Below are 12,824 nucleotides of genomic sequence, written 5' to 3'. Positions count from 1 at the left end.
CCCCATGAAGCTGCAGGCTCTCGCCCTTGCCTTCCTCGCCGCCACCGCGATCGGCGGCATCGCCTGGGTGTTCCTCTACCCCCTGCTGTCTGGCGAGCGGAAGGCCGAGCAACGGCGTAGCACCGTCGCCAAGTCCGAGCCGGTGGTCCGCCAGGCCGAACGCAGTCAGCGCTCGCGCCGCGAGCAGGTCGAATCCTCGCTGAAGGATCTCGAGGCGAAGGCCCAGAAGCAGAGCAAGGTCCCGCTGAACATGCGGATTTCGCAGGCTGGGCTCGACTGGACCGTGCAGAAATTCTGGATCGTTTCCGGTGTCCTCGGCTTCGTCGTCTGCGCCGTTGCCTTCTTCGCCGGCGGCGGCCCGCTCGGCGCGCTCGGGCTTGGCTTCGCCGCCGGTCTCGGTCTGCCGCGCTGGATCCTCGGCTACCTCAAGAAGCGGCGCGAGAAGAAATTCCTGGCGGCATTGCCGGACGCCGTCGACGTGATCGTGCGCGGCATCAAGGCCGGCCTGCCGCTGTTCGAATCCATCAAGGTCGTCGCCGCCGACGCGCCAGAGCCTTTGCGCAGCGAGTTCCTCGGGATCATCGAGACCCAGGCGATCGGCATGCCGCTCGGCGAGGCTTGTGCGCGGCTCTACGAACGGATGCCGCTTCCCGAAGCCAACTTCTTCGGCATCGTCATCGCGATCCAGCAGAAGTCGGGCGGCAATCTCTCCGAGGCGCTCGGCAACCTCTCGAAGGTGCTGCGAGACCGCAAGAAGATGAGCGAGAAGATCCAGGCGATGTCGATGGAGGCCAAGGCGTCCGCGGGCATCATCGGATCGCTGCCGCCGATCGTGATGCTGCTGGTCTATCTGAGCACGCCCGAGTACATCTCGTTGCTCTGGACCCATCCGACCGGCCAGCTGATGCTGGTCGGCTGCGTGATCTGGATGTCGATGGGCATCCTGGTCATGAAGAAGATGATCAATTTCGATTTCTGAGGTGGACCATGGTCGACATTCTGGTCTCCAAGCTGCACGACCCGCACTTCATGACGATGTTCTTCGCCGCCATCGCGGCGACGGCCACCGTCTATACGCTGATCATGCCGCTGTTCGCAGGCGAGAACCTGAACAAGCGCATGAAGGCGGTCGCCAGCGAACGCGAGCGGATCAAGCAGCGCGAGCGCGAGCGGTTGAACGCCGGCGAGAAGGTCTCGCTGCGGCAGACGCCGAAGCAGCTCATCTCTCGCGTGGTGGAGGATTTCAACCTCACCAAATGGCTCGCCCAGGAGGCGGCCCGCGAGAAGCTCATCATGGCGGGCTACCGCGGCCAGGCGCCCTACATCACCTTCCTGTTCGCGCGCCTGGTGACGCCGCTGGTGCTGTTCGTCGGGTCCGTGCTGTACGTCTTCGTGATCGCGCATCTGCAGAAGTCGATGCCGGTCAAGATCGGCATCTGCGTCGGCATGGCCTATCTCGGCCTGCAGGCGCCGATGCTGTTCCTCAGCAACGCGATCTCCAAGCGCCAGCTGTCGATCAAGCGCGCGTTTCCCGACGCGCTCGACCTGCTGCTGATCTGCATCGAATCCGGCATGTCCATCGAAGCCGCCTTCCGCAGGGTTGCCATCGAAATCTCGAGCCAGTCGATCGCATTGTCGGAGGAGTTCACGCTGACCACCGCGGAGCTCTCCTATCTGCAGGACCGCAAGGTCGCCTATGAGAACCTCGCCCGCCGCACCGGCCTCGAGGGCGTGAAGTCGGTCTGCCTCGCGCTCCAGCAATCGGAGCGCTACGGCACCCCGCTCGGGCAATCGCTGCGCGTGATGGCGCAGGAAAATCGCGACATGCGCATGAACGAGGCCGAGAAGAAGGCCGCGGCGCTGCCGCCGAAGCTGACGGTGCCGATGATCCTGTTCTTCCTGCCGGTGCTGTTCGTGGTCATTCTGGGACCGACCGGCATCAAGGTCGCGGCCATGCAGTAGACGTAGACCGCTCGCGAGAAATTTCGCTTGCGGTCAGGGCTCTACCCTGGAAGCTAGGCGGAGCATGATCGAGGTCTCCGCCTGATGTCCGACAAGCTCCGCCGCGCCGATGGCGCCCGCGTCCTGGCCGATCTGAACGCACTGCGCGCCTTCGGCACCTACAAGACCGGCGTGCACCGGCCGACCTTCTCCGACGCCCATCGTCAATCGCTCGCTTGGCTCGCCGAGCGCCTGCCCGATGCGCAGCTGACGCCTGATATCGACGGCATCGGCAACGTGCTGGGCACCAGCGCCAAGCCCGGCCCCAAGCTGCTGGCCGGATCGCATCTGGAGAGCCAGAATCAGGCTGGCTGGCTCGACGGCCCGCTCGGCGTCGTCTACGCGCTGGAGGCGGCGCGCGTGCTCAATCCCGATCCGTCTATTGTCGGTGCGGTGGAGGTCGCCTCCTGGTGCGACGAGGAGGGCCATTTCGGCAGCATGCTCGGCAGCCGCTCCTATGTCGGCGACGTCAGCGAGGCCGAAATCGATGCTGCCCGCGACCGCAGCAGCCCGCGCACGCTGCGGGAGACGCTTGCCGAGATGGGCCTTGCCGGACGGCCGCGCCTGCAGGCCGAGCCCGGCCGGCATATCGGCTATCTCGAAGCTCATATCGAGCAGGGCGACACGCTCGAGGCGGGCGAGCTCAAGATCGGCGTCGTCACCTCGATCGTCGGCATCTGGCAATACCGCATCACCTTCACCGGCGAGCAGAACCATGCCGGCACGACGCGGATGGCGGTGCGCAAGGATGCCGGGCTCGCGCTCGCCAAGTTCTGCGTCGCCATCGACGCGCGCTTTCCGGCCGCCTGCGGCCCGCGCACGGTGTGGACCACGGGACGCATCACGCTCGATCCGGGCGCACCGAGCATCATCCCCGGCCAGGCCGAGATGCTGTTCCAGATCCGCGACGACAATGCCGCCGTGGTCGACCGGCTCGAAGAGCTGCTGCGCGAGATGGCTGCGCAGGCTTCAGACGCAGGTCCCTGCCATGTCGCCGTCGAGCGCATCCGTACCGGCGCGCCAGCCATGATGGACGGCACGTTCCAGGATGCGGTCGAGGCCGCCAGCCGCGATCTCGCCGCCGGCAGGTCGCTGCGGATGCCGAGCGGCGCCGGACACGACGCGCAGGTGCTCGCGACCATCATGCCGGCCGGCATGCTGTTCGTGCCGTCGATCGGCGGCATCAGCCATCACTGGACCGAGAACACCGCCGATGCCGACATCGTCACCGGCGCCGACGTGTTCGTCGATACCTGCCGCCGCCTGCTGGCGGGCGCCACACGATAAGGCCCGCCATCAGCGAGGCACGTCGTCAGTCCGGCGGATTGAGCGCGGCCATCGGCGCCGCGTTGCGCGCCTTGCCCTTGCTTTGGCTCTGCCCCTGGATCATCTGCTTCAGGTAGGCGACGTTGGCGGCGGCCTCGTCCGGCGGCAGATCGGCCCGCGCGATCTGCTCGGCCTCCGCGAAGCGTCCCTGCAGGCCGACGACGAGCGCGAGGTTCTGACGCACCCGTGCGTCCGCCCGCTGCGAGCCGTAGGCCTGGCGCAGCACCTCCTCGGCCTTCGGCAGCTCCCGCGTCAGCATGTAGGACAGGCCGAGATTGGAGAGCACCGAGGGCTCGCCGGGCACGATCTTCAGCGCGCTGTCGTAATAGCGCCGCGCCTCCTCGTGGCGGCCCATCTGGTCCAGCACGGTGCCCTGCACCGACAGCAGCTTCCAATCAGGATTGTCGGGCGAGTGCGCGCGCGACAGCACGTCGAAGGCGAGCTTGAAATTGCCGTTGTCGGCCAGCGCCCGGCCATAGGCCGCGAGCACGGCCTTGTTGCCGGCGTTGGCGAGCGTGGCCTGCTCCAGCACCGCGACCGCCTGCTCGCGCTGGCCGTTGTCGCGCAGCGCCTGGCCATAGGCGACCGCGATGGCTGCATCCTTGGGGTTGGCGCGGTAGCGCTCGCCATAGACCTCGACCGCGCGCTGCGGGGTCGCGGGCGGCGGCGGCTCGGCCCGGCTGCGCAGCGAGCCCGTGACGTCGGACATGGTCTGGCAGCCGCCGAGGCCCGCAGCGACGAGCGCGGTGAGGGCAACGGACGCAAGCAGCCGGGGAATGGAAGACGATTGACGCATGTCACGTGGACTCGAACGGGCGAATTGAACGCGCCAGCAATAAACTGTTAACGCTAACAGCCGGTTAATGGCGCGGCCACGGCGCAGACGTCACATTTGCGTCGGCTTGCGGGCGAGGCGCCCGGCGCGATTGCGGCGGCCTTCAAACTCTGCGAAGTCTGGCTCAAGCGCGCCAGTTAGGGAACCATTAGGCATGCCGTCGATGTTCGAGACCGCCTCCACAACGTCCGCCATCCCGATCACCTTCGTGACAAAGGCGAGCTGGCCGGGGATCAAGGAGAGCCTGTCGGCTGAAGCGCGCAACTTCGCCGAGGCCAACGTCTACACCGCCAAGCCCGGCAGCTATCTGGCGCTGCCCGGCGCGGACGGGCGCATCGCTCAGGTGCTGTTCGGCATCGAGGACGACGACGCCAAGCACCGTGACCTGTTCCGGCCGGGCGCCCTGCCCGGCCTGCTGCCCGCCGGCACCTATCGCTTCGCCAATGCGCCGCATGATGCACGGCTCGCCGCGCTGGCGTTTGCGCTCGGCAGCTACCTCTTCGGCCGCTACCGCAAGGCCGAGACGCCGGAGGTCCGCCTCGTTCCGCCGGACGGCGTCGACGCCGCCGAGCTGAGCCGCCTGGCCGACGCGGCGACATTGGCGCGCGACCTCGTCAACACGCCGTCGAACGACATGGGACCCGAGGAGCTCGAGGCCGCCGCGAAGCAGGTCGCCGACCGCTTCGGCGCACGCTTCACCAGCATCGTCGGCGACGATCTGCTGGAGCAGAACCATCCGCTGATCCACGCCGTCGGCCGCGCCTCGACGCGCGCGCCGCGGCTGATCGAGCTGGTTTGGGGCGACGCATCGCATCCCAAGGTCACGCTGGTCGGCAAGGGCGTCTGCTTCGACACCGGCGGGCTCGACCTGAAGCCGTCGAGCAGCATGCTGCTGATGAAGAAGGACATGGGCGGCGCCGCCAATGTGCTGGCGCTGGCGCAGATGGTGATGGACGCCGGGCTCAAGCTGCATCTGCGCGTGCTGATTCCGGCGGTCGAGAACGCGGTCGCCGGCAACGCCTTCCGTCCGATGGACGTGTTTCCGTCGCGCAAGGGCATCACGGTCGAGATCGGCAACACCGATGCCGAGGGCCGGCTGGTGCTGGCCGATGCGCTGGCGCTGGCTGACGAAGACAAGCCCGATCTGCTGATCGACATGGGCACGCTGACGGGCGCGGCCCGGGTCGCGCTCGGTCCCGATCTGCCGCCGTTCTACACCCAGGACGAGGCGCTCGCCGCCGATGTCGCGCGCTGCGCTGCCGCCGAGAACGATCCGCTGTGGCGGATGCCGCTGTGGGCGCCGTATGACTCGTGGCTCGACTCCAAGGTCGCGACCATCAACAATGCGCCTTCGGGCGGCTTCGCCGGGTCGATCACCTGCGCGCTGTTCCTGCAACGCTTCGTCGAGCACGCCAGGAGCTGGCTGCATCTCGACATCTTCGCCTGGACGCCGTCGGCCAAGCCCGGCCGCCCCGAGGGCGGCGAGTGCCAGGCCGCGCGCGCGCTCTACAAGCTCTTGAGCGAGCGCTATGGCTGATCCGAGGCTCACGCCGGCACGCGGCGATATCGCGGCCAGGCATCTCCAGGGACAGGTGACGGCTGCGCGCTTCGTCGACGGCGAGACCCTCGTCGTCGTCGATCCGATCGCGCCACTGCGGCTGCAGCCGCATTCCGGCGCCGAGCAGGCGACGCAGGCGCTGAAGGGCGAGCGCGTCACGGTCTACGACCGCAATGGCGAGGGCTGGGCCTGGGGCCAGCTCGAAAGCGACGGCTATGTCGGCTGGCTGCCGGAGGCGGCGCTGGCGGCGCCCAGTGCTGCGCCGACGCACAAGATCAGCGCACTGCGCAGCTTCGCGTTTCCCGGACCGTCGATCAAGCTGCCGCCGCTCGAGACGCTGCTCATGGGATCGACCATCGCTGTGACGCGTGACGAAGCGAGCTTCGTCGTCACGCATGAATCCTGGTTCGTGCCGAAGCAGCACGTCGTGCCGCGCGATCAGCTCGAGCCCGATTACGTCGCCGTTGCCGAGCGCTTCGTCGGCACGCCCTATCTCTGGGGCGGCAAGAGCAGCCTCGGCATCGACTGCTCGGGGCTGGTGCAGGTGTCGCTGAATGCCGCCGGCGTGCCGTGCCCGCGCGACAGCGACATGCAGCTCGCGGCGCTGGGTCGCGTGCTCGACGGTGGCGACCCACTCCGCCGCGGCGATCTGATGTTCTGGAAGGGCCACGTCGCCATCGTGCGCGACGCTGACACGATCGTCCACGCCAACGCGTTTCATATGGCCACGCAGATCGAGCCGATCGGCGAAGCGATTGCCCGTATCAAGGCGAGCGGGAGCGATGTGCTCGCGATCAAGCGGCTCGATTGAGATCGTAGCCGCGCGACTTGATCACCGCGACGCGTTGGCTCAAGCTCTGAGTCCCGTTACACGGCCCATGAATGGGCCCTCTCCCCTTGTGGGAGAGGGCATGTAGGACAGAGCAGCAAGCTCGGTCGGGTGAGGGGCCTGTATCCACGAGCACCTTCTTTGAAGAGACAACCTCTCACCCAAGCAAGTTCGCGGAGAGGCCGAAGATGCCCTTTCCCACAAGGGGAGAGGGCGCTGTATTGGCCATCAACGAGCCTAAGCGATAGAGACGCGCGTCTCCTCCTAACCAAGAGACTCGCATGCTCTCTCCTCCGTCATTGCGAGCGCAGTGAAGCAACCCGGGCCGCGCAAGGACTCTGAATTGCGTCGCTGCGCTCGCAATGACGTGGAGAGAGGGGCGCAAGGATCCAATACACCTGTCAAACAGCATCAGGCCGGGCCAAACAGCACCGCGCGAGCGTCCGCGCTCTCGCGGCCTCATCGGCCCGAGCTGTGCGACATTCATCCGCCCTCGAAAACATGAGAGGGCGCAGGGAAGGCCGGGTGCCGGTCGCACCCGTGGTTGCGTGCAACAAGCACGCGGTAGTCACCACAGGTACGGGCCGAACATCCGGCCTTCCCTGCGCGATGGCTTTACGGCTTATACGTGATCTCCCCAGGGACCGGCTGTCTTGCCCCTGTCGGCCGCAGGCCTCATCGGCTCCCGCGGCCTTGACGCCAGCATCGGGGCGCCAGGACCACACGACTTCGCCGTCCGCATGACGCCGTTCGTCGGTGCGCGCATGCACACTGCAACGTCATCGCGGCCATCGCATCCCGCACCCGACGTCCGTGACGACGCGTACGTCCCTCTCGTGGGGCAGGACGGGGCGGAGTATGCACGATTTCCGAAAAAAAGAAAGGTGAATATTTTTCGCGAGAGGACTGGACAGGCATTCGCAGACCGTGCCCGTCGGCCAAATCACCCGCAGTCGGTGGGCTCTCGCCTCAACTCGAGAGATCTGAGATTCTGACTTTCGGAGCTCTTGGTAATACGCCCGGTCTCGACAGGATAGCGACAGCTTCGCGCGATGAACGAGGTTTATGTTCTGCATTATACAACCTGTGGTGAAATTGCTACAGTTGGCTGGAAACGACACGCGCAGCAACTTAAAATTGTTGACCCGGAACTCGCGCCCTGAATAGCGTGGTTCGGGTCTGGCGCTGGGGGGCAACGATGCGTAACACATCCATCGCAATCATTTCTGCTGTCTCAATCCTTCCGTTCGCGCAGGCCGCGTCGGCGGCCGATCTGCCGCTGAAGGCCCCGCCCCCAGCTGCGCCGCTTGCCGTGTTTAGTTGGACGGGATGCTACGTCGGCGCGAACCTCGGCGGGGGACAGGTGAAACACAACCTGACGACCGATGCGCCTCCGTTCCCGCCCAATCTCATCAGTGGCGTTGCAAGAACGGCAATCAACAATGCCGGTCTGGCGAGCTTGAGTCACACCGGCATCACCGGTGGTGGACAGGCTGGATGCAACTGGCAGCCAACAACCGCAGGCTGGTCGCAGCTCGTCTTGGGTATCGAGGGCGATTTCAACGGCATTGATGGCGACGTATCGCGAAACACCGGCAATGTTGTCGAGCCGGTATCGGGGAGAACGGTTGCATCAGTCGACCACATTGGCATGAATTGGTTCGCCACGGTCCGAGGGCGAGTTGGCTGGGCCTTTGACCGATTCATGATCTATGGCACGGGCGGCGCGGCGATCGCCAACGTCGACGCATCAAAGAGGTTTGCGTGGGATTTTGCCGACGGCTGCCCGATCGTGAACGGCTTGAATGAATGTCATGTCGGCGGCCGCAGCAGCACCCGTGTCGGCTGGACAGCCGGCGGCGGCGTCGAATGGGCATTCCGAGACCATTGGTCCGCGAAGGCTGAGTATCTCTATGCCGACCTCGGCAACTTCTCCTATTCGACTTTCAATAATGGAGCCGGATTTGGTCCCCCTGGACAAGTAGCGAACCATACGGTGAGCACGAAACTCCAGGTCGTTCGCGTGGGCATTAACTATCGCTTCTAAACGGGCGACGTTGAATGCGTACTGAACACGCAGAGCAACGATGGCGCTTCTTAGTAGTACCGTTTGTCGATTGATCGCGCTGTCACTGCCCCCCGCGGGTGGTGCATCGACAGCGCTTACGATCTAGCGGCAAGGGGTTGGCCCGAACCTGACCCTATTCTGGATCTGCCCATCGGCTTCCATAAGTCCGGTTACGCGGCCGCCCGGACATGACCGCTGGGGAGCCCAAGGGACTACGCCTCATCGGCGATCTCCGTGGCCATTCCGCAACAGACGTCGGACGAGCGCTTGACCCTAGCTCGCCGCCGCCCCATTCCCCGCCGTCTCGTTCCTGAACGCGGCCGCGAACAGTGCGCGGGTGTAGTCGGTCTTCGGCGCCTTGAACAATTGCGCGGCCGGCCCCTCCTCCACCACCTTGCCATGGCGCATCACGATGAGATGGCTGGCGAGGGCGGCAACGACGCGGAGGTCGTGCGAGATGAACATGTAGGTCAGCTCGCGCTTGCGCTGCAGCTCGCGCAGCAGCTCAACCATCTGCGACTGGAACAGCATGTCGAGCGCCGAGGTCGGCTCGTCCAGCACGACGAAGCTCGGCTCCAGCACGACCGCGCGGGCCACTGAGATGCGCTGGCGCTGGCCGCCGGAGAACTCGTGCGGATAGCGGAAGCGCGTCTCCGGATCGAGCCCGACATCGGTGAGCGCCTTGACGACCTTCGCCTCGGACTGCTCCTCCGACAGGTCAGGCTGATGCACGCTCAGGCCTTCGGCGATGATGTCGCCGACCGACATGCGCGGACTGAGCGCGCCGAACGGGTCCTGAAAGACGATCTGCATGTCGCGGCGGAACGGGCGCACCTGCTTGAAGGTCAGCCCCTGGATCTCGTTGCCAAGAAACACGATCGGACCGTCGGAGGAGATCAGCCGCAGCAGCGCCAGCCCCAGCGTGGTCTTGCCGGAGCCGGATTCACCGACCACGCCGAGCGTCTCGCCCTTGCGCACGGCGATGCTGACGCCGTCGACCGCCTTGATGTGGCCGACGGTGGAGCGGAACAGGCCGCGCTTGATCGGAAACCAGACCTTGAGGTCTTTCGCCTGCATCACCACGGGCGCATCGGGCCGCGGCGGCGCCGGGTCCGGCTTCGGCTCGGCGGCGAGGAGCGCCCTGGTGTAGGGATGCGACGGCGCGGTGAACACCTGCTCGACCGGACCCTGCTCGACGATCTTGCCACCGTTCATGACGCAGACACGATCGGCGATGCGGCGGACGATGCCGAGGTCATGGGTGATGAACAGCAGGCTCATGCCGAGCCGGGCGCGGATGTCGGCGAGCAGCGCCAGGATCTGCGCCTGCACGGTGACGTCGAGCGCGGTGGTCGGCTCGTCGGCGATCAGCAGATCGGGCTCGTTGGCGAGCGCCATCGCGATCATCACGCGCTGGCGCTGGCCGCCGGAGAGCTGATGCGGATAGCTGCCGAGCCGCGTCTCCGGCTCGGGGATGCCGACTTGCGTCAGCAGTTCGAGCACGCGCGCCCGCGCCGCGCCGTTCGAGATCGGTCGGTGCAGATGCAGGATCTCGCTGATCTGCCGCTCGATCGTGTGCAGCGGATTGAGCGAGGTCATCGGCTCCTGGAAGATGATGGAGATGTCGCTGCCCCGGATGCCGCGCATCTCGCCTTCCGACAGCGGCAGCAGATCGCGGCCCTTGAAGCGGATGCTGCCCGACGGATGCGAGGCGACCGGATAGGGCAGCAGCTTCAGCACCGACAGCGCGCTGACCGACTTGCCCGAGCCGGACTCGCCGACCAGGGCGACGCACTCGCCGCGCTTGATGTCGAACGAGACGTGGTCGACGGCGGTCGACAGGCGGCCCTGCTGGTGGAAGGCCACCGAGAGATCGCTGACCGAAAGCAGCGGCTGGCTGATCGCATCCATGTCGGTCACCTGAACGTCTTGCGCGGATCGAACGCGTCGCGCACGGCCTCGCCGATGAAGATCAAGAGCGACAGCATGATCGCGACCGAGAAGAAGCCGGTGAGACCGAGCCACGGCGCCTGCACGTTGGACTTGGCCTGCGACAGCATCTCGCCCAGCGACGGCGATCCCGGCGGCAGGCCAAAGCCGAGGAAGTCGAGCGCGGTCAGGGTCATCACCGAGCTCGACACGATGAAGGGCAGGAAGGTCATGGTCGCGACCATCGCGTTCGGCAGGAGATGGCGGACCATGATGACGGCGTTGGAGACGCCGAGCGCGCGCGCCGCCTGGATGTACTCGAAATTGCGGCCGCGCAGGAATTCAGCGCGCACCAGGCCGACCAGCGAGACCCAAGAGAACAGCAGCATGATCCCGAGCAGCGTGAAGAAGCCGGGCACCAGCACCGCCGACAGGATCAGGAGCAGATAGAGATAGGGAATCGCGTTCCAGATCTCGATGAAGCGCTGGAACAACAGATCGACCCAGCCGCCGAAATAACCCTGCACGCCGCCGGCGGCGATGCCGATGATCGAGGAGAAGAACGTCAGCGACAGGCCGAACAAAACGGAGATGCGGAAGCCGTAGATCAGCCGTGCGACGACGTCGCGGCCCTGGTCGTCGGTGCCGAGCCAGTTGTATTCGAGATCCCGGCAGCTCTTCAGCCCCTTCTTCTCGACCACGGATTTGCACTGTGCCTCCGTCAGCATCCAGGTCGGCGGCGATGGCGCCGGCGTCGGCAGATCGAGATTGTGCGTGGCGTAGGAGTAGCGGACCAGCGGCCAGATCACCGTGCCGCCCTTGTCCGCAATCAGCTTCTGCAGATACGGATCACGATAGTCCGCGGCGGTCTCGAAGTCGCCACCGAATGCCGTTTCCGGATAGGTGACGAACGCCGGGAAGTACAGGTGGCCGTCGAACTTGATCAGGAACGGCCGATCATTGGCGATCAGCTCGGCGAACAGCGACACCACGAACAGGAACAGGAAGATCCACAGCGACCAGTAGCCGCGGCGGTTGGCCTTGAAGTTCTGCCAGCGGCGCTGATTGAGCGGCGACGGCCGGAAGCGGTGCCGCGTCGGCGGCACGGCCTCGCCGAGCGGGGCCTGCGCCTTGGTCTCGACCGGAGGGGTGGCTGTGATCGTCATCAGACCTCCCGCGCCTCGAAGTCGATCCGCGGATCGATCCACATATAGGTCAGATCCGAGATCAGGTTGATGGCGAGGCCGAGCAGCGAAAAGATGAAGAGGTTGCCGAACACGACGGGATAGTCCCGATTGAGAATGCTCTCGAACGACAACAGGCCAAGGCCGTCGAGCGAGAAGATGGTCTCGATCAGCAGCGAGCCGGAGAAGAAGGCGTTGATGAAGGTGCCTGGAAAGCCGGCGATCACGATCAGCATGGCGTTGCGGAACACGTGGCCGTACAGCACCTGGTTCTCGCTGCAGCCCTTGGCGCGCGCGGTCATGACATATTGCTTGCGGATCTCGTCGAGGAACGAGTTCTTGGTCAGCAGGGTCATGGTCGCGAAGGCGCCGAGCGCCATCGACACTAGCGGCAAAGTGAGATGCCAGAAATAGTCGATGATCTTCCAGTACCATGGGAAGTCCGACCAGCCATCCGACGTCAGCCCGCGCAGCGGGAAGATGTTGAGAAACGAGCCGCCAGCGAACAGGATGATGAGCAGGATCGCGAACAGGAAGCCCGGAATGGCGTAGCCGATGATGATCACGGCCGAGGTCCAGACGTCGAAGCGCGAGCCGTCCTGCACCGCCTTGCGGATCCCCAGCGGGATCGAGATCAGGTAGGTCAGCAGGGTCATCCAGATGCCGAGCGACATCGACACCGGCAGCTTCTCCTTGATGAGCTGCAGCACGCTCGTGTCGCGGAAATAGCTCTTGCCGAAATCGAAGCGCGCGAAATTCCACACCATCAGCGCGAACCGCTCCGGCGCCGGCTTGTCGAAGCCGAACTGCTTTTCGAGCTGCTTGATGAAGGCGGGATCGAGCCCCTGCGCACCGCGATATTTCGAGTTCAGCTCGCCGCCGGATCCCACCTGTCCCGGCGGCCGCGCGCCGAAATCAGAACCGCTGCCGCCCGAGATGCGCGAGGTGCCGCCGGTGTCGGCGCCGGTCAGTTGCGCGATGACGCGCTCGACCGGGCCGCCCGGCGCGAACTGCACCACGACGAAGGAGATGAAGAGGATCCCGAGCAGGGTCGGGAGCATCAGCAGGATGCGACGGGCGATATAGGCGGCCAT

The 12,824-nt window shown here is 65.6% G+C and carries 10 protein-coding genes; 6 read left to right on the top strand and 4 right to left on the bottom strand.

The window, feature by feature from the left end; genetic code table 11:
* The first annotated feature begins 4 nt into the window (after nt 1–4).
* From ACQR1H_RS09985 to ACQR1H_RS09975, 3 genes are all read left to right on the top strand, one after another.
* Nucleotides 5–979, top strand: a complete 975-nt coding sequence (locus tag ACQR1H_RS09985) for a type II secretion system F family protein (RefSeq protein ID WP_315804693.1) — start codon at nt 5–7, stop codon at nt 977–979.
* Nucleotides 980–987: 8 nt separating this feature from the next.
* On the top strand, nt 988–1,962 hold the full coding sequence (locus tag ACQR1H_RS09980; protein WP_315753445.1) for a type II secretion system F family protein: 975 nt from the start codon (nt 988–990) through the stop codon (nt 1,960–1,962).
* An 84-nt stretch (nt 1,963–2,046) separates the two neighbouring features.
* A complete protein-coding gene (locus ACQR1H_RS09975) occupies nt 2,047–3,288 on the top strand; it encodes a Zn-dependent hydrolase (RefSeq protein ID WP_434907496.1) in 1,242 nt (413 codons plus the stop codon).
* Nucleotides 3,289–3,313: 25 nt separating this feature from the next.
* Here ACQR1H_RS09975 and ACQR1H_RS09970 read toward each other — a convergent pair whose 3' ends face one another.
* A complete protein-coding gene (locus ACQR1H_RS09970; protein WP_434907495.1) occupies nt 3,314–4,123 on the bottom strand; it encodes a tetratricopeptide repeat protein in 810 nt (269 codons plus the stop codon).
* 193 nt (nt 4,124–4,316) lie between these two features.
* On the opposite strand from ACQR1H_RS09970, the gene ACQR1H_RS09965 reads away from it, so the two are divergent.
* From ACQR1H_RS09965 to ACQR1H_RS09955, 3 genes are all read left to right on the top strand, one after another.
* A complete protein-coding gene (locus ACQR1H_RS09965) occupies nt 4,317–5,699 on the top strand; it encodes a leucyl aminopeptidase family protein (RefSeq protein ID WP_434907494.1) in 1,383 nt (460 codons plus the stop codon).
* A complete protein-coding gene (locus tag ACQR1H_RS09960) occupies nt 5,692–6,531 on the top strand; it encodes an NlpC/P60 family protein (RefSeq protein WP_434873374.1) in 840 nt (279 codons plus the stop codon). The genes ACQR1H_RS09965 and ACQR1H_RS09960 overlap by 8 nt, the downstream gene beginning before the upstream one ends.
* Nucleotides 6,532–7,747: 1,216 nt before the next feature.
* Nucleotides 7,748–8,596: an outer membrane protein gene (locus ACQR1H_RS09955; RefSeq protein ID WP_315805769.1), complete on the top strand. Its 849-nt coding sequence runs from the start codon at nt 7,748–7,750 to the stop codon at nt 8,594–8,596.
* A 294-nt stretch (nt 8,597–8,890) separates the two neighbouring features.
* Here the strand turns inward: ACQR1H_RS09955 and ACQR1H_RS09950 are convergent, their stop codons facing one another.
* From ACQR1H_RS09950 to ACQR1H_RS09940, 3 genes are read right to left on the bottom strand one after another with little or no spacing between them, the layout of a single operon-like run.
* Nucleotides 8,891–10,528, bottom strand: coding sequence for an ABC transporter ATP-binding protein (locus ACQR1H_RS09950; protein ID WP_315805768.1), 1,638 nt, complete (start codon nt 10,526–10,528; stop codon nt 8,891–8,893).
* A 5-nt stretch (nt 10,529–10,533) separates the two neighbouring features.
* The gene (locus ACQR1H_RS09945; RefSeq protein ID WP_315805767.1) at nt 10,534–11,712 is read right to left on the bottom strand and encodes an ABC transporter permease; all 1,179 of its coding nucleotides are present in this window, start codon (nt 11,710–11,712) and stop codon (nt 10,534–10,536) included.
* On the bottom strand, nt 11,712–12,824 hold the full coding sequence (locus ACQR1H_RS09940) for a microcin C ABC transporter permease YejB (protein ID WP_315805766.1): 1,113 nt from the start codon (nt 12,822–12,824) through the stop codon (nt 11,712–11,714). Before ACQR1H_RS09940 ends, ACQR1H_RS09945 begins: the two co-directional genes overlap by 1 nt.

Source organism: Bradyrhizobium sp. HKCCYLRH2015 (assembly GCF_051168215.1).
Lineage (GTDB): Bacteria > Pseudomonadota > Alphaproteobacteria > Rhizobiales > Xanthobacteraceae > Bradyrhizobium.
This window is presented reverse-complemented; position numbering and strand designations above follow the sequence as displayed.